The organism is Pimelobacter sp. 30-1, from assembly GCF_018831735.1.
GTDB lineage: Bacteria > Actinomycetota > Actinomycetes > Propionibacteriales > Nocardioidaceae > Nocardioides.
This window is the reverse complement of record NZ_NHTS01000006.1, coordinates 44,087-69,464: the sequence shown is the minus strand read 5'-3', so window position 1 is coordinate 69,464 and position 25,378 is coordinate 44,087. Positions and strand designations below refer to the sequence as shown.

Annotated in this window: 27 protein-coding genes; 24 read left to right on the top strand and 3 right to left on the bottom strand. The window is 70.3% G+C overall.

Annotated features, from left to right (window positions below; all coding sequences use genetic code 11):
* Positions 1-20 precede the first annotated feature (20 nt).
* The 6 genes from CCO04_RS15280 to CCO04_RS15255 all read left to right on the top strand — a co-directional run bounded on the left by CCO04_RS15280 (position 21) and on the right by CCO04_RS15255 (position 6,105).
* Complete coding sequence (locus CCO04_RS15280; protein WP_257750695.1) at positions 21-1,283, top strand: phosphatidylserine/phosphatidylglycerophosphate/cardiolipin synthase family protein; 1,263 nt, start codon at positions 21-23, stop codon at positions 1,281-1,283.
* Positions 1,284-1,358: 75 nt separating this feature from the next.
* Positions 1,359-1,967 carry a TetR/AcrR family transcriptional regulator gene (locus tag CCO04_RS15275; RefSeq protein ID WP_215815008.1) on the top strand — a complete coding sequence of 203 codons (609 nt, stop codon included), beginning with the start codon at positions 1,359-1,361 and terminating at the stop codon, positions 1,965-1,967.
* 10 nt (positions 1,968-1,977) lie between these two features.
* Positions 1,978-2,865, top strand: a complete 888-nt coding sequence (locus tag CCO04_RS15270) for an SDR family oxidoreductase (protein ID WP_215815007.1) — start codon at positions 1,978-1,980, stop codon at positions 2,863-2,865.
* Positions 2,862-3,401 (top strand): carboxymuconolactone decarboxylase family protein, encoded by a 540-nt coding sequence (locus CCO04_RS15265; protein WP_215815006.1) that lies wholly within the window; start codon positions 2,862-2,864, stop codon positions 3,399-3,401. Before CCO04_RS15270 ends, CCO04_RS15265 begins: the two co-directional genes overlap by 4 nt.
* A 45-nt stretch (positions 3,402-3,446) precedes the next feature.
* Positions 3,447-5,576 carry an excinuclease ABC subunit UvrB gene (uvrB, locus tag CCO04_RS15260; protein WP_215815005.1) on the top strand — a complete coding sequence of 710 codons (2,130 nt, stop codon included), beginning with the start codon at positions 3,447-3,449 and terminating at the stop codon, positions 5,574-5,576.
* A gap of 85 nt (positions 5,577-5,661) precedes the next feature.
* Positions 5,662-6,105 carry a VOC family protein gene (locus tag CCO04_RS15255; RefSeq protein ID WP_308281249.1) on the top strand — a complete coding sequence of 148 codons (444 nt, stop codon included), beginning with the start codon at positions 5,662-5,664 and terminating at the stop codon, positions 6,103-6,105.
* Between the two features lie 30 nt (positions 6,106-6,135).
* Here CCO04_RS15255 and CCO04_RS15250 read toward each other — a convergent pair whose 3' ends face one another.
* The gene (locus CCO04_RS15250) at positions 6,136-6,825 is read right to left on the bottom strand and encodes an ion channel (RefSeq protein WP_257750700.1); all 690 of its coding nucleotides are present in this window, start codon (positions 6,823-6,825) and stop codon (positions 6,136-6,138) included.
* A 235-nt stretch (positions 6,826-7,060) separates the two neighbouring features.
* Here CCO04_RS15250 and CCO04_RS15245 point away from each other — a divergent pair, with 235 nt between their 5' ends.
* Genes CCO04_RS15245 through CCO04_RS15175 form a run of 15 tightly spaced genes read left to right on the top strand, consistent with a single transcriptional unit; the run spans position 7,061 to position 20,769 of the window.
* A complete protein-coding gene (locus CCO04_RS15245) occupies positions 7,061-7,783 on the top strand; it encodes an ABC transporter permease (protein WP_215815612.1) in 723 nt (240 codons plus the stop codon).
* A complete protein-coding gene (locus CCO04_RS15240; protein ID WP_215815003.1) occupies positions 7,783-8,622 on the top strand; it encodes an ABC transporter permease in 840 nt (279 codons plus the stop codon). Before CCO04_RS15245 ends, CCO04_RS15240 begins: the two co-directional genes overlap by 1 nt.
* Positions 8,623-8,629: 7 nt before the next feature.
* Positions 8,630-9,955 carry an MCE family protein gene (locus CCO04_RS15235; RefSeq protein WP_215815002.1) on the top strand — a complete coding sequence of 442 codons (1,326 nt, stop codon included), beginning with the start codon at positions 8,630-8,632 and terminating at the stop codon, positions 9,953-9,955.
* Positions 9,952-11,031 carry an MCE family protein gene (locus CCO04_RS15230; protein WP_215815001.1) on the top strand — a complete coding sequence of 360 codons (1,080 nt, stop codon included), beginning with the start codon at positions 9,952-9,954 and terminating at the stop codon, positions 11,029-11,031. The genes CCO04_RS15235 and CCO04_RS15230 overlap by 4 nt, the downstream gene beginning before the upstream one ends.
* A complete protein-coding gene (locus CCO04_RS15225; protein WP_215815000.1) occupies positions 11,028-12,017 on the top strand; it encodes an MCE family protein in 990 nt (329 codons plus the stop codon). Before CCO04_RS15230 ends, CCO04_RS15225 begins: the two co-directional genes overlap by 4 nt.
* 5 nt (positions 12,018-12,022) lie before the next feature.
* The gene (locus CCO04_RS15220; RefSeq protein WP_215814999.1) at positions 12,023-13,273 is read left to right on the top strand and encodes an MCE family protein; all 1,251 of its coding nucleotides are present in this window, start codon (positions 12,023-12,025) and stop codon (positions 13,271-13,273) included.
* Positions 13,270-14,631, top strand: a complete 1,362-nt coding sequence (locus CCO04_RS15215; protein ID WP_215814998.1) for an MCE family protein — start codon at positions 13,270-13,272, stop codon at positions 14,629-14,631. The genes CCO04_RS15220 and CCO04_RS15215 overlap by 4 nt, the downstream gene beginning before the upstream one ends.
* Positions 14,628-15,899, top strand: coding sequence for an MCE family protein (locus CCO04_RS15210; RefSeq protein ID WP_215814997.1), 1,272 nt, complete (start codon positions 14,628-14,630; stop codon positions 15,897-15,899). Before CCO04_RS15215 ends, CCO04_RS15210 begins: the two co-directional genes overlap by 4 nt.
* Entirely contained in the window at positions 15,896-16,483 is a 588-nt protein-coding gene (locus CCO04_RS15205) for a hypothetical protein (protein WP_215814996.1), read from the top strand. The genes CCO04_RS15210 and CCO04_RS15205 overlap by 4 nt, the downstream gene beginning before the upstream one ends.
* A 14-nt stretch (positions 16,484-16,497) precedes the next feature.
* Positions 16,498-17,397, top strand: a complete 900-nt coding sequence (locus CCO04_RS15200) for a hypothetical protein (protein ID WP_215814995.1) — start codon at positions 16,498-16,500, stop codon at positions 17,395-17,397.
* Between the two features lie 19 nt (positions 17,398-17,416).
* Positions 17,417-18,424, top strand: coding sequence for an NAD(P)/FAD-dependent oxidoreductase (locus CCO04_RS15195; RefSeq protein WP_308281246.1), 1,008 nt, complete (start codon positions 17,417-17,419; stop codon positions 18,422-18,424).
* Between the two features lie 5 nt (positions 18,425-18,429).
* Complete coding sequence (locus CCO04_RS15190) at positions 18,430-18,897, top strand: pyridoxamine 5'-phosphate oxidase family protein (protein WP_215814994.1); 468 nt, start codon at positions 18,430-18,432, stop codon at positions 18,895-18,897.
* Between the two features lie 14 nt (positions 18,898-18,911).
* Positions 18,912-19,106, top strand: coding sequence for a ferredoxin (locus tag CCO04_RS15185; RefSeq protein WP_215814993.1), 195 nt, complete (start codon positions 18,912-18,914; stop codon positions 19,104-19,106).
* Between the two features lie 2 nt (positions 19,107-19,108).
* Entirely contained in the window at positions 19,109-20,011 is a 903-nt protein-coding gene (locus CCO04_RS15180) for a 3-oxoacyl-ACP reductase (RefSeq protein WP_215814992.1), read from the top strand.
* A 2-nt stretch (positions 20,012-20,013) separates the two neighbouring features.
* Positions 20,014-20,769 carry a glucose 1-dehydrogenase gene (locus CCO04_RS15175; RefSeq protein WP_215814991.1) on the top strand — a complete coding sequence of 252 codons (756 nt, stop codon included), beginning with the start codon at positions 20,014-20,016 and terminating at the stop codon, positions 20,767-20,769.
* A 15-nt stretch (positions 20,770-20,784) separates the two neighbouring features.
* Here the strand turns inward: CCO04_RS15175 and CCO04_RS15170 are convergent, their stop codons facing one another.
* Positions 20,785-21,396 carry a TetR family transcriptional regulator gene (locus tag CCO04_RS15170; protein WP_215814990.1) on the bottom strand — a complete coding sequence of 204 codons (612 nt, stop codon included), beginning with the start codon at positions 21,394-21,396 and terminating at the stop codon, positions 20,785-20,787.
* A gap of 150 nt (positions 21,397-21,546) precedes the next feature.
* Between CCO04_RS15170 and CCO04_RS15165 the strand changes: the two genes are divergently transcribed.
* Genes CCO04_RS15165 through CCO04_RS15155 form a run of 3 tightly spaced genes read left to right on the top strand, consistent with a single transcriptional unit; the run spans position 21,547 to position 24,738 of the window.
* Positions 21,547-22,842: a glycosyltransferase family 4 protein gene (locus tag CCO04_RS15165; RefSeq protein WP_215814989.1), complete on the top strand. Its 1,296-nt coding sequence runs from the start codon at positions 21,547-21,549 to the stop codon at positions 22,840-22,842.
* Positions 22,843-22,852: 10 nt separating this feature from the next.
* A complete protein-coding gene (locus CCO04_RS15160; RefSeq protein WP_215814988.1) occupies positions 22,853-23,602 on the top strand; it encodes a class I SAM-dependent methyltransferase in 750 nt (249 codons plus the stop codon).
* On the top strand, positions 23,599-24,738 hold the full coding sequence (locus CCO04_RS15155; protein ID WP_308281244.1) for a prenyltransferase: 1,140 nt from the start codon (positions 23,599-23,601) through the stop codon (positions 24,736-24,738). The genes CCO04_RS15160 and CCO04_RS15155 overlap by 4 nt, the downstream gene beginning before the upstream one ends.
* Here CCO04_RS15155 and CCO04_RS15150 read toward each other — a convergent pair.
* Positions 24,718-25,374: a class I SAM-dependent methyltransferase gene (locus tag CCO04_RS15150; protein WP_308281243.1), complete on the bottom strand. Its 657-nt coding sequence runs from the start codon at positions 25,372-25,374 to the stop codon at positions 24,718-24,720. The genes CCO04_RS15155 and CCO04_RS15150 overlap by 21 nt on opposite strands.
* Between the last annotated feature and the right edge of the window lie 4 nt (positions 25,375-25,378).

Genomic DNA, 25,378 nt, shown 5'->3' with positions numbered 1-25,378 from the left:
CTGCCGATAGATTGACGCGCGTGGCGCACCCCGACGGAGACTCCCTGGCCGGTCTGCGGACCGCGCTCCGGCGGATCCTGCTGACCCTGATCGGCGTCCCGTTCGTGGTCGCGATCGCGATGTCGCTCGTCGACTCCTACCGGCGCCGCGGCAAGCGGCCCAAGCCGTTCCCGACCACGACGCCGCGCACGGTCGAGGTGGGCGACGGCGAGGTGACGACGTACACCTTCGGCCGCGACCTGTACGACGACATGCTCGCCGCGATCGACGGCGCCCAGCGCCAGATCCTCTTCGAGACCTACATCTGGAAGGGCGACGCGACGGGGGAGCGGTTCAAGCGCGCGCTCATCGCCGCCGCCGAGCGCGGGGTCGACGTCTACTGCACCTACGACGCCTTCGCCAACCTGGTCGTCTCGCCGGCGTTCCAGCGCTTCCCCCCGAGCGTCAAGGTGCTGCGCTACCCGGTCTACTCGGCCGGCTGGCGCTTCTTCGACCTGCGCCGCTACGGCCGCGACCACCGCAAGATCCTCGTCGTCGACGACGCCGTCGGCTTCGTCGGCGGCTACAACATCGGCTCGGCCTACGAGAGCGAGTGGCGCGACACCCACGTCCGGATCACCGGGCCCGCGGTGTGGGACCTCAAGCGCGCCTTCGCCGACTTCTGGAACCTCAACCGCCGCCGGCGGCTGCGCGGCACCGAGCGGCCGCTGCTGCTCGAGACCGCCTCGACCTGGGAGCCGCGGGTGCGCCTGCAGCGCAACGTGCCGCGGCTGTGGATGTTCCCCATCCGGGCGATGTACCTCGAGGCGATCAACCGCGCCAGCCGCAACATCTGGATGACCCAGGCCTACTTCCTGCCCGACGAGGACTTCATCGCCGCGATCAAGGACGCCGCGCGCCGCGGGGTCGACGTCCGGCTGCTGCTGCCGCTGAAGTCCAACCACATCGTGGCCGACTGGATCTCGCGGGGCTACTTCACCCAGCTGCTCGACGCCGGGGTGCGGATCCTGCGCTATCGCGACGCGATGGTGCACGCCAAGACCGCCACGGTCGACGGCACCTGGGCCACGGTCGGCACCGCCAACATCGACCGGCTCAGCCTCTCGGGCAACTACGAGATCAACGTCGAGATCATCGACGAGGCCTTCGCCGCCGAGCTCGAGGCGATCTTCGAGGTCGACCAGTCGCACTGCCTCGAGCTGACCAGCGGCGAGTGGGAGGCGCGGGACATGCACCGCAAGTTCACCGAGCTGGTGCTCGCGCCGCTGCGCCCGCTGCTCTGAGGAGCCCCGCCCGGTCGGGCGGCGGACCGTCGTCGACGATTGACGAACAACAGTGTTCGTGAAACCCTCCGGACCATGACGACGCTGCCGCGCGGGCGCCACGGCCTGAGCCGGGACGCGGTCGCGGCGGTCCAGCGCGAGCGGATCTTCCACGCCATGGCCGATGCCATGGCCGAGCGCGGGTACGCCGGCACCCCGGTCGCCGAGGTGATCAAGCGCGCGGGGGTCTCGCGGGAGACCTTCTACCAGCACTTCGGGTCCAAGCACGACTGCTTCCTCGCGGCGTACGAGTGGGCGACCGACGCGCTGCGCGCGGGCTTCGCCGAGGGGATCGCCGTCGGGGCGGAGCGGCCCGCGCCGGAGCGCTTCGACGCGCTGCTCGGCCGCTACCTCGCCGCGCTGGCCGAGGACCCGCGCCGGGCCCGCCTGTTCCTGGTCGAGGCGTACGCCGCCGGCCCCGAGATCATGCGCCGCCGGCTCGCCGTCCAGCGCGAGGCGGCCGCGGCGCTGGCCGCGCTGTTCGGCGTCGACGGTCGTGACGAGGCCCGGCTCTTCGCGTGCGAGGCGCTGCTCGCCGCGACCATCCAGATGGCGACCGCGCGGGTCGTGCTCGACGACGCCGCCGCGCTGGCGTCCCTCCGTCCCCCTCTCGTCGCCCTCGCGGCGACGCTGTTCCCGAGCTGAGGAGAAGTCCATGTGGTTCCGAGCCCCGGTCCGTGACCTGGCCGGCAAGCAGGTGTTCGTCACCGGCGCCGCCAGCGGCATCGGCCGCGCCGTCGCCCGCTACGCCGCCGATCGCGGCGCCGTGCTGCACCTGACCGACATCCAGCCCGACGCGCTCGCCGCGGTCGCGGCCGAGATCCGGGCCGGGGGAGGCCAGGTGGCCACCGCCGAGGTCGCCGACGTCGCCGACCACGAGCAGGTACGACGCCTCGCGGCGCTGGTCACCGAGCGCGCCGGCGCGATGGATGTCGTCCTCAACGTGGCCGGCATCGCGATCTGGGGCACCGTGCGCAGCCTGGAGCCCCAGCACTGGCAGCGCCTCGTCGACGTCAACCTGATGGGCCCGATCCACGTGATCGAGGAGCTCCTGCCGCCGATGATCGACGCCCGGCGCGGGGGACAGCTCGTCAACATCTCCTCCGCGGCCGGGATCATCGCGATGCCGTGGCACGCGGCCTACAGCGCGACGAAGTTCGGCCTGCGCGGTGTCTCGGAGGTGCTGCGCTACGACCTGCGCAAGCACCGGATCGGCGTCAGCCTGGTCTGCCCCGGGGGCGTCGACACCGGCCTGGTCGAGACCATCCGGATCGCCGGCATCGACCAGCAGAGCAAGGCGTTCGTGCGCGCCCGCGGCCACTTCCAGAAGCGCGCGGTCTCGCCCGAGCAGGCCGCCGCAGCGATCTGGAAGGGCGCGCTGCGCAACCGCTACTGGGTCTACACCTCGCCCGACATCCGGCTCGTGCACTGGCTGCAGCGCTACTTCCCGCCCGGCTACGCGATCGCGATGCGGGTCTTCAACTACGGCGCCAACCGGGTGCTGCCGGCTGTCGAGCAGGCCCGCCGGACGGACGCCGGGTGAGCGGCGCCCGGATCGAGCCCGGCGGCTGGCGCGAGGTCGGCCCCTTCGTGGCGCTCTTCGCCCGGGTCGCCGGCCGGGTCCAGGGGACCGAGCCGCCGGCGGTCTTCCTCACCCTGGGCCGGCACCGCCGGCTGTTCTGGGGGTGGCTGCACTTCGCCGGGCGGCTGATGCCGGGCGGCCGGCTCTCGCGGCGCGAGTCCGAGCTGGTGATCGTGCGGGTGGCCGCACGCCGGGAGTCGGCGTACGAGCTGGAGCAGCACCGGCGCCTGGCCCGCCGCGCCGGTCTTGCCCGAGAGGAGGTCACCGCGGTCGAGGCGGACGCCGACCACCCGGGGTTCAGCGTCCGGGAGCGGCTGCTCCTGCGCGCCACCGACGAGCTGCTCGCCGACCAGGACCTCACCGACGGGCTGTGGGCCGAGCTGGGGGACTGCTTCGAGGACCGGGAGCGGATCGAGATCCTCATGCTCGTCGGTCACTACGCGATGCTCGCCACCGCCCTGCACACCCTGCGCGTGCGCCCCGACCGGCCCCGCTGACCCGGCGCCGGAGCGACTGTCGGCGCTCCCTCGTACGCTGAAGGCATGCGTCCGGTCACCGATCTCGAGCGTCGCGTCGCGCCCTTCCACGTCCAGTCCGACTACCAGCCCTCGGGCGACCAGCCGGCCGCGATCGCCGAGATCACCAAGCGGCTCAACGACGGGGTCCAGGACGTCGTCCTGCTGGGTGCGACCGGTACCGGCAAGACGGCGACCGTGGCCTGGGTGGCCGAGCAGGTGCAGCGTCCGCTCCTCGTGCTCCAGCCCAACAAGACGCTGGCCGCGCAGTTCGCCAACGAGCTGCGCCAGCTCTTCCCGGACAACGCGATCGAGTACTTCGTCTCGTACTACGACTACTACCAGCCCGAGGCGTACGTCCCCCAGACCGACACCTACATCGAGAAGGACTCCTCGATCAACGAGGAGGTCGAGCGGCTGCGCCACTCCGCGACCAACAGCCTGCTCACCCGCCGCGACGTCATCGTGGTCTCGACGGTCTCGTGCATCTACGGCCTCGGCACCCCCCAGGAGTACGTCGACCGCATGGTCCGCCTCCGCGTGGGCGAGGAGCACGACCGCGACTCGGTGCTGCGCCGCCTGGTCGAGATCCAGTACACCCGCAACGACCTCGCCTTCACCCGCGGCACCTTCCGGGTGCGCGGCGACACGCTCGAGATCTTCCCGGTCTACGAGGAGCTCGCGGTCCGCATCGAGTTCTTCGGCGACGAGATCGAGCGGCTGATGACCCTGCACCCGGTCACCGGCGAGGTGCTCACCGAGGACCAGGAGCTCTACGTCTTCCCGGCCAGCCACTACATCGCGGGCCCTGAGCGCATGGAGCGCGCGATCAACGGCATCGAGGCCGAGCTCGGCGAGCAGCTCGAGACCTTCGAGAAGCAGGGCAAGATGCTCGAGGCCCAGCGCCTGCGGATGCGCACGACGTACGACATCGAGATGATGCGCCAGGTCGGCTCCTGCTCGGGCATCGAGAACTACTCGATGCACATGGACGGCCGCTCGCGGGGCAGCGCGCCCAACACGCTCATCGACTACTTCCCCGAGGACTTCGTTCTCGTCATCGACGAGTCCCACGTCGCCGTACCCCAGGTCGGCGGCATGTACGAGGGCGACATGTCGCGCAAGCGCAACCTCGTCGAGCACGGCTTCCGCCTGCCGAGCGCGATGGACAACCGCCCGCTGCGCTGGGAGGAGTTCCTCGAGCGCATCGGCCAGACCGTCTACCTCTCCGCGACGCCGGGCGACTACGAGCTCGACAAGGTCCAGGGCGACGTCGTCGAGCAGATCATCCGCCCGACCGGACTGATCGACCCCGAGGTCGTGGTCAAGCCGACCAAGGGCCAGATCGACGACCTGATCCACGAGATCCGGCTGCGCACCGACAAGGACGAGCGCGTCCTGGTCACCACGCTGACCAAGAAGATGTCCGAGGACCTCACCGACTACCTCCTCGACGCCGGCATCCGCACCCGCTACCTGCACTCCGAGGTCGACACCCTCAAGCGCATCGAGCTGCTGCGCGACCTGCGCCTGGGCCTGTACGACGTCCTGGTCGGCATCAACCTGCTCCGCGAGGGCCTCGACCTCCCCGAGGTCTCCCTGGTCGCGATCCTCGACGCCGACAAGGAGGGCTTCCTCCGCTCGGACAAGTCCCTCATCCAGACCATCGGCCGCGCCGCCCGCAACGTCTCGGGCGAGGTCCACATGTACGCCGACAAGATCACCCCGTCGATGGAGTCGGCCATCGAGGAGACCAACCGCCGCCGCGCCAAGCAGGTCGCCTACAACGAGGCCCACGGCATCGACCCGCAGCCGCTGCGCAAGAAGATCGCCGACATCACCGAGATGCTCGCCCGCGAGGACGAGACCACCCAAGAGCTCCTCCAGACCTGGGCCGACGTCGGCCAGAAGGGCCGCGCCGGCGGCGTCAAGCCCAAGGTCGCCCCGACCCCGCACCTGCGCTCCACCGACATCGGCGGCCACGCCGCCGAGCTGGCCGGGATGCCCAGCAGCGACCTGGCCCAGCTCATCCAGGACCTGACCGAGCAGATGAAGGCGGCCGCGGCCGAGCTGCAGTTCGAGCTCGCGGCGCGGCTGCGCGACGAGATCGGCGACCTCAAGAAGGAGCTGCGGCAGATGATGGAGGCGACTAAGTGAGGAGGGCGCGCCGAGCGAGGAACGAGCTCGAAGTGCGCCCGACGAGCGCGGGAGCGCGCGAGCGCCAGCGAGCGCAGGCGACGAAGTGACCGGCACGACCGTGCGCGAGGTCCAGGTGACCTTCGACTGCGCCGACCCCCGCGCCCTCTCCGAGTTCTGGAACGAGGTGCTCGGCTACGTCCTGCCGCCGCCCCCGCCGGGCTTCGCCGACTGGGACGCCTTCCGCGCCTCGCTGCCGCCCGAGCTGCGCAACAGCGCCTCGGCCTGCATCGACCCCGAGGGGGCCGGACCGCGGATCTTCTTCCAGCGGGTCCCCGAGGGCAAGAGCGCCAAGAACCGGGTCCACCTCGACGTGCGGGCCGCGCCCGGGCTGGCCGGTGACGAGCGGATGGCGGCGCTCGAGGCCGAGGCCGCGCGCCTGGTCGCTCTGGGGGCGAGCCGGGTCGAGCGGCACGAGCCGGCGCCGCCGATGGGGGCCGGGCACCTCGTCATGCAGGACCCTGAGGGCAACGAGTTCTGCCTCGACTGAGCGCGCCGCGCCGCGCTGCCGGCGTGAGCCCTAGTCCCGGCGCCGCGCGCTGAGCCCGACCAGCCGGGCGACCACGAGCGCGACGTAGAAGACGCCCGCGACCTGCTCGACCATCACCAGCGACCGCGCGTGCGCGAGCACCGGGTAGACGTCGGAGAGCCCGACGCTGGTCATCGCGGTGAAGGACAGGAAGAGCAGCTCGAACCAGTCCAGGGGCACCGCGCCGGTGGGGCTGGTGTAGCTGATGAACGCGCCCGGCCAGAGCACCTGGGCGGCGGCGTACAGGTAGGCGAAGCCCCAGGCGACCACGGTGAAGGCCGCGCCGGTGGCGAAGAGCTCGTCGCGGGTGACCTTGTCGTCGTGGAACAGGTAGCGGATCAGCGCGTAGGAGACGAAGAAGTAGAACGGCGCGTGGAAGACCGCTGAGGCCAGGACGATGCCGTCGCTGTCGGGCTGGAAGGCCTCGGCGACGGTCAGCACCACCGCCGGTACGCCGAGCAGCAGGGCGACCCACGTCAGCGCCGGCGTACGACGCACCGCGGCCACCGCGGCGAGCAGCACCAGCAGCTGGAAGACGCCCGCGAACGCGAGGCCCAGGTCGGATCCCTGGAGCGCCGGGTAGGCCAGGACGACGAGCAGCTGGGCGCCCAGGAGCACTCCGGAGGGGTGCCGGCCGAGGGCCGCGAGCGGGCGGGGGAGACGGTCGGCGGCGGTCGGCACCTGCCGATCGTAGGTCCGGTGGGGCGTGACCCGGGCCACGCGCGCGCCGTTGAGGGTGTGGAGGGAGTGATCGGCGCCACTTCTCGGACATGTCGTGTCGGTCACAACGAGAACGTGTTCTAATATCGCGAAAGCTCGTAGCGAGCCGCGGGGACACATGGGAGCTGGGGAGAGGAGACGGCGCGTGGCGTTCAACGCCGTATCGATCGTGCGTGGCCCTGGCGAGATCGCGCTGATGGTGGTCGAGGTCACCAAGCGGATCCTGACCCGCCCGTTCCAGTTCCGGGAGTTCCTCGAGCAGGCGTGGTTCGTCACGAGCGTGACGCTCGTGCCGACGATCATGGTCTCGATCCCGTTCGGCGCGGTCATCTCGCTCCAGGTCGGCAACCTGACCGGACAGCTCGGCGCGCAGTCCTTCGCCGGCGCGACAGCGGTGCTCGCCACCGTGCGGGAGGCGGCGCCGATGGCGGCGGCGATGATCATCGCCGGTGCCGCCGGATCGGCGATCTGCTCCGACCTCGGCGCGCGCAAGATCCGCGAGGAGATCGACGCCATGGAGGTGCTGGGCATCGATCCGCTGGAACGCCTGGTCGCCCCGCGCGTGGTGGCCACGATGTTCGTCGCGCTGATGATCAACGGCATCGTGATCGGCACCGGCATCGGCGGCGGCTACTTCTTCACCGTCATCGTCCAGGGCGGCTCGGCCGGCGCCTTCCTGTCCTCGTTCACCGCGCTCGCCTCGCTGCCCGACCTCTACATCGCGATGGTCAAGGCGCTCATCTTCGGCTGGCTGGCCGCGATCATCGGGGCCTACAAGGGCCTCAACGCCGGTGGCGGTCCGAGCGGCGTGGGCCGCGCGGTCAACGAGTCGGTGATCATCGCGTTCATGGCGCTGTTCTTCCTCAACGCCGTGATCACCGCGATCTACTTCCAGATCTCCCCGCCGGCGGGCCTCTGATGGCCGCCGTCAGCGAGCTCGTCGGCGACGCCTACAAGAGCGGCCGCGGCACCCTCGAGGGGTACGGCGATCAGCTGCTCTTCTACCTCAAGGCACTCTCATGGGTGCCCCGGGCGATCCGGCGCTACCCCCGCGAGATCACCAACACGCTCGCCGAGGTCGCCTTCGGCGCCGGCGGCCTGAGCCTGATCCTCGGCTCGGTGGGCGTCATCGCGTTCATGGCGTTCTTCGCCGGGACCGAGGTCGGCATCCAGGGCTACGCCTCGCTGAGCCAGATCGGCGTCGCGAAGTTCAGCGCGTTCATCTCGGCGTACTTCAACACCCGCGAGGTGGCGCCGCTGGTCTCCTCGATCGCGCTCGCCGCGACGGTCGGTTGCGGCTACACCGCCCGCCTCGGCGCGATGCGGATCTCCGAGGAGATCGACGCGCTCGAGGTGATGGGCATCCCGTCGCTGCCGTTCCTGGTGACGACCCGGATGGTGGCGGCGTTCATCGCGGTCATCCCGCTCTACATCGTGGCGCTGCTGGCGTCGTACCTGTCGCCGCGGCTGATCGTGACCTACATCTACGGTCAGTCCGCCGGCACCTACGACCACTACTTCCTGCAGTTCCTGCCACCCATCGACATGCTGTGGTCGTTCTTCAAGCTGCTGTTCCTCGCCGTCGCGGTGATCCTCATCCACTGCTACTACGGCTACACCGCCTCGGGCGGACCGGCCGGCGTGGGCCGGGCGGTCGGCAAGGCCATCCGGACGAGCATCGTCACGATCGTCGTCGCTGACTTCTTCCTCAGCTTCGCGATCTGGGGCTCGACCACCACCGTCCGGATCACGGGGTGACGCGCCGATGCTGGTGAACATCCATCACGACAGCGCCAAGGAGCACAACCGGCTCCTCGTCGCCGGAGTCGTCTTCCTGAGCGTGCTCGCGCTGCTCATGTGGCTCTCGATCGCGATCTACAACAAGACCTTCGACAGCGTCACGACCGTCAAGGTCAAGGCCGACCGGGCCGGTCTGCAGCTCGCCAAGTTCGGCGACGTGCGGATCAACGGCGTGCTCGTCGGCCGGGTCGACAAGATCGACCAGGACGGCGAGGAGGCCGAGATCACGCTCGCGCTCGACCCCGACGCCGCCAAGAAGATCCCGTCGAACATCGGCGTCCACATCGTGCCGACCACGCTCTTCGGCCAGAAGTTCGTCGCGCTCATCCGCCCGGACGGCGACGCCGCGCGACCGCTCAAGGACGGCGACGTCATCCCGTCCGACCGGGTCGAGACCAACGTCGAGCTGAGCCGGGTGCTCGCCGACCTGTTCCCGCTGCTCCAGGCGGTCCAGCCGGCCGACCTCAACGCCACGCTGCACGCGCTGGCGACCGCGCTCGAGGGGCGCGGCGAGGACCTCGGCAAGACGATGGACCAGCTCGGCGACTACATCGGCAGGATCGAGGACCACCTGCCGACCCTGCGCAAGGACCTCCAGGCGCTGGCCGAGGTCGCCGACGCCTACGACATGGCGGCGCCCGACCTGCTCGACGTCCTCGACAACGTCACGGTCACCAGCAAGACCATCACCGAGAAGGCCGCCGACCTCGACGTCTTCTTCTCCGACCTGACCGGGCTGGCGAACACCTCGACCCGGCTGCTCGGCGACAACGAGCAGAACCTCATCCGGATGGGCCAGGTCACCGCCCCGGTGGTCGGCCTGCTCGCGGAGTACTCCCCGGAGTTCCCCTGCCTGATCCGCGGTGCGGCCAACTACGAGCCGATCCTCTCCAAGACCTTCGAGGGCGGCTGGGTCAAGCAGTACATCGAGTTCTTCAACCCGCAGTTCCGCCCCTACGACGAGCGCGACCTCCCCGAGTACGGCGAGGTCGGCCACGGTCCGTGGTGCGCCGGACTGCCCAAGTTCACCGTCCCCGGTACGCCGAACCCGCTCGACCAGGGCTCGGACATCGACGAGAAGGGCGGCTTCTCGCCGCTGCCGCTCCAGGGACTGCTCGGCCGCCCGACCGCCGGCGGCGCCATCGACAGCGGGTACGCCGGCAGCGAGGCCGAGCAGCGCGTGGTCAACGCGATGCTGGCCGGTGAGAGCGGCCGCGCGCCGGAGACCTACGGCTCCCTCGGGTCGCTGCTCTACGGCCCTGTCGTGCGCGAGGGGAAGGCAGCCGGATGAGCAACAGCCGCAACGCCACGACGATCTCGGCGGCGATCAAGCTCGCCGTGTTCACCGTCGTCTCGGTGCTGGTCACCGGTCTGCTCGCCGTCATCATGGGCAATGTCGGCTTCGGCGACCGCAACCAGTACCAGGCGATCTTCGCCAACGCCACGATGCTCGAGAAGGGCGACGACGTCCGCGTCGCGGGCGTCAACGTCGGCGAGGTCAAGAAGGTCGAGCACTACCGGCGCACGATGGCCAAGGTGACCTTCAAGGTCGACGCGGGGGTCAAGCTGACCACCGCCTCGCTGGCCAAGATCCGCTTCCTCAACCTGGTCGGCGACCGCTACATGGCGCTGGAGCAGGGGAGCGGCGGCAAGGACGCCAAGACGCTCGCCGACGGCGCGACCATCCCGGCCGACAACACCGAGCCGGCGCTCGACCTGACCGTGCTCTTCGACGGCTTCAAGCCGCTGTTCGCCGCGCTGACGCCCGACCAGGTCAACGAGCTGAGCATGAACCTGGTCCAGGTGCTCCAGGGCGAGGGCGGCACGGTCAAGAGCCTGCTCGACCACACCGCCTCGCTGACCTCGGCGCTCGCCGACCGCGACCAGCTCATCGGCGACGTGATCACCAACCTCAGCCAGACGCTGAGCACGGTCAACGACCGCCACCAGCAGCTGAGCACGCTCATCGTCGAGCTCAAGGACTGGATGACCGACCTCGCCAAGGACCGCGACACCATCGGCTCCTCGCTCGACAACATCTCCGAGCTGACCGTGACCGTCGCCGACCTGCTGCGCCGGGGCCGGCCGCTGGTCAAGGAGGACATCGCCGCGCTGCGCGCGCTCTCCAAGCTCCTCAACAAGAAGGAGAACCGGGAGAACCTGGCCGAGCTCCTCGACCGGATGCCGGAGACGATGACCGACCAGACCCGGACCGGCACCTACGGGTCCTGGTACCAGTACTACGTCTGCGGCGTCTCCGCCCGGATCCGGCTCCCGCTGATCGCGAACCTGCCGATCATCAAGGAGATCCAGGAGTACATCACCAAGTTCCAGTTCCGCTCGACCGCCCCGAGGTGCCGCCGATGAGCCGCGACAGCGACGCCCGCGACGCCCGGATCATCCGGCTCGGCGTGATCACCCTGGTGGTGATGGCGCTGGTCTCGGCGGCGACCTTCAACCTCGGCAAGTTCCCCGGCTTCCGCGGGACGACGTACTACGCGGAGTTCAGCGACGCCAGCGGCATCCACAAGGGCAATATCGTCCAGGTCGGCGGCATCCGCGCCGGCCGGGTGAGCGCGGTCGACCTGGCGGGGGACCGGGTCAAGGTGACGTTCGAGATCGACGGGGACGTCGACTTCGGGCCCGACAGCCACGCCTCGATCGAGGTGCTCAACCTGCTCGGTGAGAAGTACCTCGACCTCCAGCCGGTGGGCAAGGGCCAGCTCGCCGACGGGGGCACGATCCCGATGGACCGGACCAAGGCCGCCTACGACATCGTCGGCGTCTTCGGTGACCTGACCACGACGACCGAGGAGATCGACACCGATCAGCTCTCCCGGGCGCTCGACACGGTGGCCGACACGCTCGACGTCTCGGCGCCCGAGATCCAGGCCTCCTTCGACGGCATCTCCCGGCTCTCGCGCAGCGTCGCGGCGCGCGACGCCGAGATCCAGACGCTCTTCGAGAGCTCGAAGCAGGTCAGCAAGGTGCTCGCCGACCGCAGCGACGACATCGTCGACCTGATGAAGAGCAGCGACCTGGTCTTCCAGGAGCTGACCAAGCGCAAGGCCGCCGTGCACGACCTGCTGGTCAACGCTCGCTCGCTCGCGGTCGAGCTGCGCGGGGTGGTCAAGGACAACGAGAAGCAGATCGCGCCGGCGCTCGCCGAGGTCGACGGCCTGGTCTCGTTCCTGGTCTCGAAGAAGCAGAGGATCAAGGAGACGCTCGCCGCGCTCGGCCCCTACGTGTCCATCCTCAGCAACATCATCGGTACCGGCCCCTGGTTCGACGCGTACGCCGCGAACCTCCTGGCGCTGCCCACCGGTGAGTTCGTGCCCGGGTTCCAGGGGTGATCGCGATGGTGTCCACGATCCTCAAGCGCGTCGACAAGCGCGTGCTCGTCGCCATCGGCGTCGTGCTGCTGCTCGGCGTCCTGGTCAACGTCTTCCGCTCGCCGGCCGAGATGAAGACGGTCACCGCGCACTTCCCGCGCGCGGTCAGCGTCTACGAGGGCACCGACGTGCGGATCCTCGGGGTCAACGTCGGCAAGGTGACCTCGGTGATCCCCGAGGGCAACTCGGTCCGCGTCGAGATGGAGTACGACGCGTCGTACAAGGTGCCCAAGAGCGCCCAGGCCGTCATCGTGACGCCGACGCTCGTGGCCGACCGCTTCGTCCAGCTGACCCCGGTCTTCGAGGGCGGCGCGGTGCTGGCCGACGGTGCCGACATCGCCCTGCCCGAGACCGCCGTGCCGGTCGAGCTCGACCGGATCTACAGCAGCCTGCAGACGCTGACCCGGGCCCTAGGCCCCAACGGCGTCAACAAGGACGGCACGCTCGACCACCTGCTCGCGGCGGGGGAGAAGGCGTTCGCCGGGCAGGGTGCCAAGGGCAACCAGATGATCCGCGACCTGGCCCAGGCCGCCCAGACCTTCGGCAACGGCGCCGGCCCGCTGTTCGACACGGTCAGCCAGCTCGCCAAGTTCACCAAGACGCTGGCCGAGAACGACGGCCTGGTGCGGGCGTTCATGCAGGACCTCACCGGGGTCTCGGCGATGCTGGCCGACGAGAGCGACGAGCTCGAGCAGGCCGTCGCGGCGGTGGCCAAGGCCGTCGGCAGCGTCCGGGGCTTCGTCAAGAACAACCGCGACGCCTTCGTCACCGACATCCGCAAGCTCACCGACGTGATGAACACGATCGTGTCCGAGAAGGACAACATCGAGACCGCGGTCAAGATCGCGCCGGTCGCGATGGGCAACCTGCACATGGGCTTCGACCACGTCACCGGCAGCCAGAACTCCCGGCTCGCGATCGGCGGCCTGGTCTGGGACGTCGACGGCCTGATCTGCTCGTTCATCCAGCAGAACCCGGCGATGCCCAAGGCGCTCAAGAACACCGCCTGCATGCTGATCGAGAAGCTCATCGAGCCGATCCTGACCAAGCTGCCCTGGCTGCCCCCGGAGTTCAAGACCGCCCTGCCCGGCGGCAAGGCCAAGCAGACCGGCGCGACCGACACCGACCGGGGCATCGCGGTGCCGCGCCCGGCCGAGGTGTCCTACTCGACCGGCGACGGCGCCACGATGGAGAACCTGCTCGGAGGTGGGTCGTGAGCACGCGCAACGCACGTCGTCCCGGCCGGTGGTGCCGCGCGGTGGCGCTCCTGGTCGGACTGACGGTCCTCACCGGCTGCAGCGGCTTCCGCGGCGCCTACGACCTGCCGCTGCCCGGTCACCCGGTCGACGCCGATGAGGCGTTCGAGGTGACGGCCTACTTCAAGGACGTCCTCAACGTCGTCCCGCGCTCGCCGGTCATGGTCGACGACGTCGTGGTCGGTGAGGTGACCGAGGTCGAGCGCTCCGGCTGGAACGCCCGCGTCACGATGATCGTGCGCGACGACGTCAAGCTGCCCGACAACGCCATCGCCGACATCCGCCAGGTCTCGCTCCTGGGCGAGAAGTACGTCGCCCTCGAAGCGCCCGAGCAGGAGGCGCCGGTGGGCCGGCTCTCCGAGGGCGACGAGATCGCGCTCGCCAAGACCGGCCGCAACCCGGAGGTCGAGGAGGTGCTCGGTGCGCTGTCCTTCCTGCTCAGCGGTGGCGGCGTCGCCCAGCTCGGCACGATCACCCGCGAGGCCAACCTGGTGATGAACGGCCGCGAGGACCGGCTGCGCAGCCTGCTCTCCTCGCTCGACTCGGTCGTCGGCACGCTCGACGAGCAGAAGGTCGACATCATCAACGCGCTCGAGTCGCTCAACAACCTGACCTCGACGCTCAACAAGGAGAAGGAGACGATCGGCGACGCGCTCGACGCGACCGGCCCGGCGATCGACGTCCTCTCCGCCCAGCACGACGAGCTGATCGAGATGCTCGGCGCGCTCGACCGGCTCGGCAAGGTCGGCACCCGCGTCATCAACGCCAGCAAGGAGGACGTGCTCAGCATCCTGCGCGACCTCAGCCCGGTGCTGCGCAAGCTGACCGAGGCCGACGAGCAGCTGGCCCCCGGCCTCAACCTGCTCATCAGCTTCCCGTTCCCGCAGACGGCCAACAACATCGTCAAGGGCGACTACGCCGACACGATCATCCGTGCCGACCTCAACTTCGAGAACCTCTACAAGACGCTCGGCCTGCCCGAGATCCAGCTCCCGGACCTGGAGGCGGTCCTCAATCAGGTCGGCCAGTGCCTCAAGAGCGGCAAGCTCACCAGCTCGGCCTGCCTGCAGGTGCTCAGCGACGTCAACCTGCTCAAGGACCTGCAGACCAAGTGCCAGGACCGCACCATCCGCGACAGCCCCGTCTGCAAGCTGCTCCGCGCGCTGCCCGACCTCGACCTGGGCGGCCTGCTCGGTGGCAAGGGCGGCCTGCTGGGCAGTGACGGCCCGCTCAGCGGCCTGACCCGCGGGCTGCTCGGCACCCAACCGTCGTCGTACGACAACGGATCGACGCGCAGCCTGCTCGGAGGTGTCGCATGAGTCGCGGCGTACGGATCCGGCTGATGGCGTTCGTCGTCCTCAGCGCGGTCGGCATCACCTACATCGGCGCCAGCTACCTGGGCCTGGTCGACAAGATCACCGGGCGCGGGCTGACCGTGACCGCGAGCCTGCCCGGCTCCGGCGGCCTCTTCGAGGGCAGCGAGGTGACCTACCGCGGCGTCAAGATCGGCCGGGTCTCGCGGATGGACACCACCGAGGACGGCGTCGACCTCACCCTCGACCTCAAGGACGGCACCAAGCTGCCGCGCGACGCCCCGATGTTCGTGCACAACCTCTCCGCGGTCGGCGAGCAGTACCTCGACTTCCAGCCGCCCGACGACAAGGGCCCCTACGCCGAGAACGGCACCCGGTTCACCGGCAGCGACAAGTCGCTCCCGGTCGACGAGGGCGACCTGCTGGTCGACCTGAGCCGGTTCGTCGACTCCGTCGACAAGGGCAGCCTCCAGACGGTCGTCGAGGAGCTCGGGCTGATGTTCAACGACACCGGCACCGACCTGCAGCAGCTGCTCGACGGGGGACAGGCGTTCATCGCCGAGGCCAGCGAGCACACCGACGAGACCATCGCGCTGCTCGACAACGGTCTGGCCGTGCTGCGCACGCAGCGCGGCCAGAAGGAGAACATCCGCAAGTTCTCCCAGGACCTCAACACGATCACCACGACCCTGCGCGGCAGCGACGGCGACCTGCGCAAGGTGCTCAGCGCGACCCCGGGCGCGGCCCGCGAGGTCGACCAGCTGCTGCGCCAGCTCGAGCCGACGGTGCCGATCCTGCTGGGCGACCTGGTCTCGGTGAACCAGGTCCTGCTCAGCGAGCTCGACGGCATCGAGCAGCTGCTCGTGACCTACCCGGCGCTCATCGCCGGCGGTCCGACGGGCAGCACCTCCGACGGCTGGGGCCACGTCAACCTGCAGTTCGACTACAGCGTCCCGCCCTGCACCAAGGGCTACGTTCCCCCCAAGGACTGGCGCTCGACGCAGGACCTCACGGACGCCGAGCCGGCCAAGGTGAGCTGCACCGCGGGGCCGCCGTACGTGATGCGGGGGAGCAAGTACGCACCGGGCTACCGCAAGAACCGCGCCTCGCCCGGCCGCGTCTACAGTGACACCTACGATCCGGCCACGGGGGCAGTGCCGGGTCTGGTCGACACCGCGGGCAATCCGGTCAGGCTGAACCAGCCGGAGAACCTGTCCGTACTGGGAGGGGATGCGTGGAAGTGGCTGCTGATCGGTCCGGTGGCGGGCAAGTGACGGACGAGCGCAGTCGCGTCCGGCTCAACATCGCCCTCTACGCCGCGACGGTCATCTGCGGCTGCGTGGCGATCCTGCTGCTCTACATCCACGTCACCTCCGGCGACACCGTCGACGGCACCGACGTCGTCTCCGGCGCCGGAGAGGACGTCGGCCGCGGCGTCGTCGAGCCCGTCCCTCTCGCCGACGAGGCCGAGCAGAAGCGCACGGCCGCCCAGCTCGAGGCCGCCTCCAAGATGGTCACCGCCTTCGTCAACTTCGACTACCGCGAGCCCGACCGGACCATCGAGGCCGTGACCTCGATGGCGACCGGCGACTTCAAGGACCAGTACGCCAAGGGCGCCACGTCGCTGAAGAAGCTCGCCAACGAGGCCCAGTCCGACATGGTCGCCAAGGTCGTCTGGACCGGCCTGGTCGCCGGCGACGACGACACCGCGACCGTGATCGTCGCGACGAGCGGCGTCGTGAAGAACAAGACCACCCAGTTCCAGGAGGAGGCCCGCAACTACCGTCTGCAGCTCGAGCTCGTGCTCGAGGACGGTCGCTGGCTGACCAAGGACCTCCAGTACGTCGCGCTGGGCTGAGGAGACAAGACCCGATGAGCCGCCCCACGCCCCGCCGTCCCGCCAGCTCGCGCGGACAGACGCCGCGCCCGCGCAAGATCGCGGGCCAGGCCCCCGGTGTCGGTGCCGGTCCCGGGCGCCCGGCCGACGCCGACGCTGAAGTCGACGCCGAGGTCGAGGTCGACGACCTGACCGCGGACGCGCCTGAGGCCGCGGACGGTCCCGAGGCCGCGGACGCTCCCGAAGCCGCGGACGCTCCCGAGGCTGCCGTCCCGCCGGCCGGCCCGAGCCGCCCCAGCATCCTGGCCCGGCCCAAGACCACCCGCGTCCTGATCGCCACGCTCGTGCTCGTCACGGTGGCGCTGGTCGCCCAGTTCGTGCTGCTCGCGGTGGACACGCTCGGCGACGACGACGGCACGACGGGCGCCGACGGTGCGACCACGCTGACCGTGCCCAAGGGCCGGCCCATCGTCGCCGCGACGCTCCAGACCCGCGACGGCGTCGAGGCCGCGGCCAAGGCAGCGCAGGAGATCGTCGCGGTCGACTACAAGAAGTACGCCGCCGAGGTCGACGCCGCCGCCAAGCTGATGACGGCGCGCTTCGAGAAGCAGTACCGCGAGACCGCGACCGACATCGAGGAGCAGGTCGTCGGCCAGCAGACGGTGGTCCAGGCCAGCGTCGTCGCCCAGGGTGCCGTCCGGGCGAGCCGGACCCGGCTCGAGGCGCTGATCTTCCTCAACCAGGTCGTCGAGCGCACCCGCGAGGGCAAGAAGGAGACGGTCGTGACGCCCTTCAAGGTGCTCGTCACGATGGTCCACACCGACCACGGCTGGCTCGTCGACAAGCTCGACACCGACGCCTCCGACGGCGCGGCGCAGTCCGGGGCGCCGGCGCCGGCCGAATCGCCGTCCCCGAACGAAGACAAGACGAACTAGAACACGTTACAGTTCGGGGGTGCCTACACCCGTGAGCGGAGCGAGCCAGGTCGACTGCGACGTCGCGATCGTCGGTGCCGGTCCGACCGGGCTGTTCGCGACCTACTATGCCGGATTCCGCGGCCTCCGGGTGGCCTTGATCGACTCGCTGCCCGAGCTGGGCGGCCAGATCACGGCCATGTACCCGGAGAAGGCGATCCTCGACGTCGCCGGATTCCCGTCGGTCAAGGGCCGCGACCTGGTCGACGGACTGGTCGAGCAGGCGCTCGTCGCCAAGCCCGAGCAGCTCCTCGGCCGTACGGCGACCGAGCTGGCCACCGACGACGAGGGCCTCACGCTCACCCTCGACGACGGCACCGGGGTCCGCGCCAAGACGCTCATCGTGACCGCCGGCATCGGCAAGTTCAGCCCGCGCCCGCTGCCCGCCGCCGAGAGCTGGGTCGGGCGCGGCGTGGAGTTCTTCGTGCCGAGCTTCGAGCCCTACCGCGACCTCGACGTCGTCATCGTCGGTGGCGGCGACAGCGCCTTCGACTGGGCCCACCACCTCGAGCCCATCGCGCGCTCGGTGACCCTGGTCCACCGCCGCGACGCCTTCCGGGCCCACGAGCGCACGGTCGAGCAGGTGCGCGCGTCGTCGGTCTCGATCGTGACCAAGGCCGAGGTGAGCGCGCTGCGCGACGCCGCCGGCGGTACGACGGGCCCGCTCGCCGAGGTCGAGCTCAGCGTCGACGGCGTCCCCGAGGTCCGCCCGGCCCAGGCCGTGGTCGCGGCCCTCGGCTTCATCGCCGACCTCGGCCCCCTCCAGCAGTGGGGTCTGGAGACCCACCGCCGCCACCTCGTCGTCGACCCGTCGATGCGCACCAACCTGCCCCGGGTCTTCGCCGCGGGCGACATCACGGAGTACCCCGGCAAGGTCCGGCTGATCGCGGTCGGCTTCGGCGAGGCTGCCACGGCCGTCAACAACGCCGCGGTCGTCGTCGACCCCTCGGCCCACGTCTTCCCCGGACACTCCTCGGAAGGGAGCTGACCCCCATGAGCGCTGGACGCGACAAGGTCAAGCTGAGCGACGAGGAGGTGCAGGGCCTGCTCCAGGAGAACATCAAGGTCCAGGTCGCCGCCAACGGCAAGGACGGCTTCCCGCACCTCACGACGCTCTTCTACGACGTCCAGGACGGCAAGATCGCCTTCTGGACCTACGGCCGCAGCCAGAAGATCATCAACCTCGAGCGCGACCCCCGGGTGACCGCGCTGGTCGAGGACGGCACCGACTACTTCGAGCTGCGCGGCGTCTCCATCGAGGGCCGCGCCGAGATCGTGCGCGACCGCGACCGCATCCTCGAGATCGGCAAGGCCGTCTCGGTGCGGATGTTCGGCGTCGACTCGTTCGAGGCGCTCGGCGAGATCGGTGCCCAGACCGTCGAGAAGCAGGCGACCAAGCGGGTCGGCGTGATCATCCACCCCGACCGGGTCGCCTCGTGGGACCACCGGAAGATGACCTGAGAGAGGGCATGACGATGAAGATCAAGGTCGACTTCGACCTGTGCGAGTCCAACGGCCTGTGCGAGGCGATGGCGCCCGAGGTGTTCGAGCTGGACGACGACGACTTCCTGCAGCTGAGCACCGAGCACACGACGGACGAGAACATCGACAACGTGAAGCGTGCCGTCGCGGCCTGCCCGCGCGCCGCGATCACGCTGGTGGAGGAGTGAGCATGGAGGCGACGACGTCGCTGGACGGCAAGGTCGCGATCGTCACCGGCGCCGGCGCCGGGCTGGGTCGCGCGGAGGCGGTCGCCCTGGCGAGGGCCGGGGCGCGGGTCGTGGTCAACGACCTGCCGGGGGCCGGGGACGACGCGGTCGACGAGATCCGTTCGCTCGGCGGCCAGGCGGTCGTCGTACCGGGGGACGTGAGCGAGCGGGCCACGGCGGACGCCATGGTCGCGGCCGCCGTCGAGCTCGGCGGTCTCGACATCGTGGTCAACAACGCGGGCATGACCCGCGACCGGATGCTCTTCAACCTCGGCGACGACGAGTGGGACGCGGTCATCGCGGTCCACCTGCGCGGCCACTTCCTGCTCTCGCGCAACGCCGCCGCCTACTGGCGCGGCAAGGCCAAGGAGAGCGAGTCCGGCACGGTCTACGGCAGCATCGTCAACACCGCCTCCGAGGCGTTCCTCGGCGGCTCGCCCGGTCAGGCCAACTACGCCGCGGCCAAGGCCGGCATCGCCGCCCTGACGCTGTCGACGGCCCGCGGGCTGTCGCGCATCGGCGTGCGCGCCAACGCGATCTGCCCCCGCGCCCGTACGGCGATGACCGCCGAGGTCTTCGGCGAGGACGCCTCCGGCAAGGCCGTCGACCCCTACTCGGCCGACCACGTCGCGCCGCTGGTCGCCTACCTCGCCTCGCCGGCCGCCGAGCGGATCACCGGCCAGGTCTTCGTCGTGTACGGCGGCATGGTGGCCCTGGTCGCCGCACCGGTCGTGGAGCAGCGCTTCGACGCCGCCGGCGACCTGTGGACCGGCGACGACCTCGACAAGCAGCTCGGCGGCTTCTTCGCCGATCGCGACCCGAACGTCGGCTTCGCCGCCGACTCGATCATGAAGCTGACGGTGTAGCCATGGGACGTCTGGACAACAAGGTCGCGATCGTCACCGGTGGTGCGATGGGCCAGGGCGAGGCGATCGTGCGCGCCTACGTCGCCGAGGGCGCCAAGGTCGTCATCGCCGACGTCGCCAAGGAGCAGGGCCAGGCGCTCGCCGACGAGCTCGGCGCCGCGGCCCACTTCGCCCACCACGACGTGAGCGACGAGGCCTCCTGGACCGCGCTGGTCGAGGACGCCAACACGCGCTTCGGCCCGGTCAACGTGCTCGCCAACAACGCCGGCATCCTCCGCTTCGGTGACATCGAGCGGATGCCCGTCGAGGAGGTCGAGCTCGTCTGGCGGGTCAACCAGCTCGGCGTCTTCCTGGGCATGCAGGCGGTCAGCCGCACCATGCGCAAGAACGGCGGCGGCTCGATCATCAACGCCTCCTCCGTCGAGGGCCTGGCAGGTATGCCGTCGTGCACGGCGTACGCCGCGACCAAGTGGGCGATCCGCGGCATGACCAAGTGCGCGGCGATGGAGCTCGGCCCCAAGGGCGTCCGGGTCAACTCGGTGCACCCCGGCATGATCGACACTCCGATGACCCGGGTCCACGGCGGCGACGCCGCGATGGAGTACGGCGCCAGCAAGGTGCCGCTGCGTCGCGTCGGCACGCCCGATGACATCGCGCCGGTCTACGTCTTCCTCGCCAGCGACGAGTCGTCGTACATCAACGGCGCGGAGATCGCGGTCGACGGCGGCGTCACCAGCACCCACGCGTTCGGGGCCTGACGGCCCCGCACGGGGTCAGTCGCGGAGGATCAGGTGGATCGCCGTCTCCATGTGCTGCGCGGTCTCGGCAGCCGTGGAGCGGCCGGTCACCCAGGAGACCAGCGCGGAGAGCCACACGTCGCCGATGACGCGCGCCACGGCGACGTCCTCGTCGGAGACGGCTCCCTCGCTGGGCTCGCCGCCGTGCATGGCGTGGGTGACGATCGAGGTCATCGCCATGCCGACCACGTGGATCTCGGCGGCGACGCTGCTGTCGGCGAACATGAAGGCCCGGGTCAGCGCCTCGGTCAGCTTGGGGTCGCCCTGCATGCCGCGGGCCATCCGCTTGAGCACGTAGAGGACGCGGTCGGCCTGGTTGTCGCCGGGGATCTCACGCTCGTTGAGCCGGGTGGCGGCCTCGTCGAACTGACGGCCGAGCGCCGAGACCAGCAGGTGGATCTTCGACGGGAAGTAGCGGTACAGGGTGCCGAGGGCGACGTCCGCGTGCTCGGCCACGGCGCGCATCTGCACCGCGTCGAAGCCGCCCGACTTGGCCAGCTCGTACGTCGCGTCGAGGATGCGCTTGCGCCGCTCCCGCTGTGCGGCCGATCCGAGGTCGTCGGACGTGGACGGGTTCGCGATGGTCACCGGTACTCCTTGTGAGGTGCTGCGACGAGGCGGGTCGTTCTGGACCCAGTCGATAGGCTACCGGCAAGTAGCGCATAATTTGGAACACGTTCCACTACGTTTCTGTTTCGGCCCTGCTCCCCGGGAGCCCGAAAAGGGGAGAAGTACCTGATGCGAATCGCAATGCTGTCCTACCGCAGCAAGCCGCACGTCGGTGGCCAGGGGATCTACATCCGCCGGCTCACGCGCGAGCTCGCCGCGCTCGGCCACACCGTCGAGGTGTTCTCCGGTCAGCCCTACCCCGAGCTCGACGAGGGCGTGACGCTGACCAAGGTGCCGAGCCTGGACCTCTACCGACCCGGTGACGAGTTCCGCAACCCGCGTCCCAGCGAGTACCGCGACCTCATCGACGTCGAGGAGTGGCTGACCATGCGCAGCGGGGCCTTCCCCGAGCCGGTCACCTTCAGCAAGCGCGTGGTCAAGGTGCTGAAGGGGCGACGCGACGACTTCGACGTCGTCTTCGACAACCAGACGCTGGCCACGCCGCTGCTCGACATCGAGGACCCCGCGGGTGTCGGCCTGCCGCTGGCCACCACGATCCACCACCCGATCACCATGGACCGGCGCATCGAGCTCGCCGCCGCGGTGTGGGCCAAGCGCAAGCAGGGCTCCAAGTGGCGCTTCGAGCTGCCCAAGATCGGCGTGTGGCGCTGGTACTCCTTCCTGAACCAGCAGAAGCGCGCCGCGCCGCGGCTGCGCCGGGTGATCGTGCCCTCGGAGTCGTCCAAGCGCGACGTCGTCCGCGAGTTCAAGGTCGACCCGGACCGCATCGAGACGATCCTGCTCGGCGTCGACGACCGGTTCATGCCCTCGCCGGCACCCCGCGTCCCCGGGCGCATCCTGGCGATGGCCAGCGCCGACGCTCCGCTCAAGGGCATCTCGGTGCTGCTCGAGGCGTTCGCCAAGCTCGTCGTCGAGCGCGACCTCGAGCTGGTCCTCGTCACCAAGCCCAAGGAGGGCGGGGTGACCGAGAAGCTCATCGACAAGCTCGGCATCGCCGACCGGGTGTCGTTCGCCAACGGCCTGACCGACGACGAGCTGGTCGCCCTCATGGGCTCGGCCGAGCTGGCCTGCGTGCCCTCGCTCTACGAGGGCTTCTCGCTCCCGACCGCCGAGCTGATGGCCTGCGAGACCCCGCTCGTCGTGTCCCGGGCCGGCGCGATCCCCGAGGTCGTGGGCCCCGACGGGCTCTGCGCCGACGTGGTCGAGCCCGGCGACGTGGGCGCGCTGACCGCCGCCCTCGCCGGGCTGCTCGACGACCCGGCCCGCCGGGCCGAGATGGGCGCCGCCGGCCGCCGCCGGGTCAAGGAGCTGTTCAGCTGGAGCGCCGTCGCGGAGAGCACCGCGGCCGTGCTGGAAGACGTGATCGCCGAGTACCGGGCCGAGAAGGCCGAGAAGAAGGCCTGAGGAGACTGACATGCTGACCGTTGACTTCGACCGGCTGGGCCTGCAGCCCGGCGACCGCGTCCTCGACATGGGCGCCGGCGCCGGCCGGCACAGCTTCGAGATGTACCGCCGCGGCGCGGACGTCATCGCGTTCGACCTCGACGCCGAGGAGCTCGAGGGCGTCCGCAACCTCTTCGTCGCGATGAAGGAGGCCGGCGAGGTGCCGGCGGGCGCCGAGGCCGACGTCAAGCAGGGCGACGCGCTCGCGCTGCCCTTCGCCGACGGCGAGTTCGACCGGATCGTGTGCTCGGAGGTGCTCGAGCACATCCATGACGACGTCGCCGCGATCCGCGAGCTGATCCGGGTGCTGCGCCCCGGCGGCACCCTCGCCGTCACCGTGCCCCGCTGGCTGCCCGAGGTCATCAACTGGCGCCTCTCGGCTGACTACCACAACGCCGAGGGCGGGCACATCCGGATCTACACCGACCACGAGCTGGTCGACAAGGTCACCAAGGGCGGCCGGTTCAACGACGGCACGCCGGGTGAGGCGATGCTCTTCGAGGGCAAGAGCTACACCCACGGCCTGCACGCGCCGTACTGGTGGATCAAGTGCGCCGTGGGCGTCGAGAACGACGGGCACCCGCTCGCCAAGGCGTACCACAAGCTGCTGGTCTGGGAGATCATGAAGCAGCCCAAGACGCTCCAGCTCGCCGGCAAGGTCCTCGACCCGATGATCGGCAAGTCGATGGTGCTCTACTTCCGCAAGCCGGAGACCGCGTGACCGCCGTGCCCGAGGTGGCCCTGTCGCGGCTGCCGTACGTCGAGGGCGTGCTGTCGGCGCAGCAGGTCGCCGACACCGCGGCGGCGATCGCGGCGATGCAGGAGCCGTGGGGCGCCGTCCCGTGGACGACCGGCGAGCACGTCGACATCTGGAACCACGTCGAGGCCGCCATGGCGATGCTCGTCGGCGGCCAGGTCGAGGCGGCCGAGCGCGCCTACGCGTGGGTGCCGACGATGCAGCGCGCCGACGGCTCGTGGCCGATGAAGATCGTCGGTGGCGAGGCGGAGGACGAGCGCGGCGAGGTCAACATGTCGGCGTACTTCGCGGTGGGGCTGTGGCACCACTGGCTGGTGCGCCGCGACATCCGGTTCGTCGAGCGCTACTGGCCCTCGGTGCGGGCCGGGCTCGACTTCGTGGTCTCGCTCCAGGAGCCCTTCGGCGGCATCCGCTGGACGCCGGTCGACGACTTCTGCCTGCTCACCGGCAACTCCTCGATCTACCACTCGCTGCGCGCCGGCGTCGCGCTGGCCGACCTGATGGACGACCCGCAGCCGGAGTGGGAGCTGGCCGGTGGCCGGCTCGGGCACGCCGTGCGCACCCACCCCGACCGGTTCGCCGACAAGGCGAGCTACTCGATGGACTGGTACTACCCGGTCCTGGGCGGCCCGGTCCGCGGTGACGCCGCCCGGGCGCTGCTGGCCAAGCGCTGGGACGACTTCGTCGTGCCGGGCCTCGGCATCCACTGCGTCGACACCAACCCCTGGGTGACCGGCGCCGAGACCTGCGAGCTGGCGATGGCGCTCGACGTCATCGGCGACCCCGAGTCGAGCCGCCGGGCCCTGCAGCTGGTCACCGAGATGCAGCACCTGCGCGAGTCCGACGGGCGCTACTGGACCGGCTGGGTCTACTCCGACCCGACCCGCCCGGCGCCCGAGGGCGAGCCGCGCGACGTCTACTGGCCGCACGAGCACACGACGTACACGGCTGCCGCGGTGGTCCTCGCCGTCGACGCGCTGGGGGAGACCTACGGCCACGCCACCCCGGGCTCGGGGATCATGCGCGGCACCTCGCTCGCCCCGCACTTCGACGAGATCGCGCTCGAGTGCGAGTGCGCCTCAGAGCCGGTCGCCCGCTGAGCCCTGGGTGCGCTGCAGGACGCGGAGCGATCCGGTCACGGCGACCTCGGTGAACGCCCCGCTCGCGAGCGCGGGCAGGTAGATCAGCTCGTACGGCGGCCGCCCGCCGTCCGCGGGGTCGGGGAAGACGTCGTGGATGGCGAGGTAGCCGCCGGCCTCGACCCAGTGCGCCCAGCCCGCGAAGTCGGCGCGGGCCGGCTCCTCGCCGTGCCCGCCGTCGATGAACAGCAGGGACAGCGGCGTGCGCCAGTGGGCCGCCACCGTCGTGGACTGCCCGACGACCGCGACCACCTGCTCCTCGAGCCCGGCGCGGGCGATGTTCTTGCGGAACTGGCCCAGTGTGTCCATCAGGCCGAGCTCGGGGTCGACCACACTGGTGTCGTGGTGCTCCCAGCCCGCCTGGTTCTCCTCGGAGCCGCGGTGGTGGTCGACGGTGAAGACCGTGCCGCCCACCTGGCGCGCGGCCGCGCCGAGGTAGATCGCGGACTTGCCGCAGTAGGTGCCGACCTCCAGCACCGGACCGTGGGTGAGTCGCTCCAGCGCGATCCGGTGGAGCAGGGCACCCTCGTCCTCGGGCATGAAGCCCTTGGCCGCACGGGCGTGGTCCAGCAGGTCGGACGGCATGGTGTCGGTCACCGGG

Bases quoted from the DNA above. Each gene is read 5' to 3' on its own strand.
- CCO04_RS15270 (WP_215815007.1), top strand. From the start codon at position 1,978: ATGTGGTTCCGAGCCCCGGTCCGTGACCTGGCCGGCAAGCAGGTGTTC.
- CCO04_RS15230 (WP_215815001.1), top strand. From the start codon at position 9,952: ATGAGCAACAGCCGCAACGCCACGACGATCTCGGCGGCGATCAAGCTC.
- CCO04_RS15180 (WP_215814992.1), top strand. From the start codon at position 19,109: ATGGAGGCGACGACGTCGCTGGACGGCAAGGTCGCGATCGTCACCGGC.
- CCO04_RS15225 (WP_215815000.1), top strand. From the start codon at position 11,028: ATGAGCCGCGACAGCGACGCCCGCGACGCCCGGATCATCCGGCTCGGC.
- CCO04_RS15210 (WP_215814997.1), top strand. From the start codon at position 14,628: ATGAGTCGCGGCGTACGGATCCGGCTGATGGCGTTCGTCGTCCTCAGC.
- uvrB (WP_215815005.1), top strand. From the start codon at position 3,447: ATGCGTCCGGTCACCGATCTCGAGCGTCGCGTCGCGCCCTTCCACGTC.
- CCO04_RS15240 (WP_215815003.1), top strand. From the start codon at position 7,783: ATGGCCGCCGTCAGCGAGCTCGTCGGCGACGCCTACAAGAGCGGCCGC.
- CCO04_RS15175 (WP_215814991.1), top strand. From the start codon at position 20,014: ATGGGACGTCTGGACAACAAGGTCGCGATCGTCACCGGTGGTGCGATG.
- CCO04_RS15275 (WP_215815008.1), top strand. From the start codon at position 1,359: ATGACGACGCTGCCGCGCGGGCGCCACGGCCTGAGCCGGGACGCGGTC.
- CCO04_RS15200 (WP_215814995.1), top strand. From the start codon at position 16,498: ATGAGCCGCCCCACGCCCCGCCGTCCCGCCAGCTCGCGCGGACAGACG.
- CCO04_RS15220 (WP_215814999.1), top strand. From the start codon at position 12,023: ATGGTGTCCACGATCCTCAAGCGCGTCGACAAGCGCGTGCTCGTCGCC.
- CCO04_RS15165 (WP_215814989.1), top strand. From the start codon at position 21,547: ATGCGAATCGCAATGCTGTCCTACCGCAGCAAGCCGCACGTCGGTGGC.
- CCO04_RS15160 (WP_215814988.1), top strand. From the start codon at position 22,853: ATGCTGACCGTTGACTTCGACCGGCTGGGCCTGCAGCCCGGCGACCGC.
- CCO04_RS15190 (WP_215814994.1), top strand. From the start codon at position 18,430: ATGAGCGCTGGACGCGACAAGGTCAAGCTGAGCGACGAGGAGGTGCAG.
- CCO04_RS15185 (WP_215814993.1), top strand. From the start codon at position 18,912: ATGAAGATCAAGGTCGACTTCGACCTGTGCGAGTCCAACGGCCTGTGC.
- CCO04_RS15235 (WP_215815002.1), top strand. From the start codon at position 8,630: ATGCTGGTGAACATCCATCACGACAGCGCCAAGGAGCACAACCGGCTC.
- CCO04_RS15245 (WP_215815612.1), top strand. From the start codon at position 7,061: ATGGTGGTCGAGGTCACCAAGCGGATCCTGACCCGCCCGTTCCAGTTC.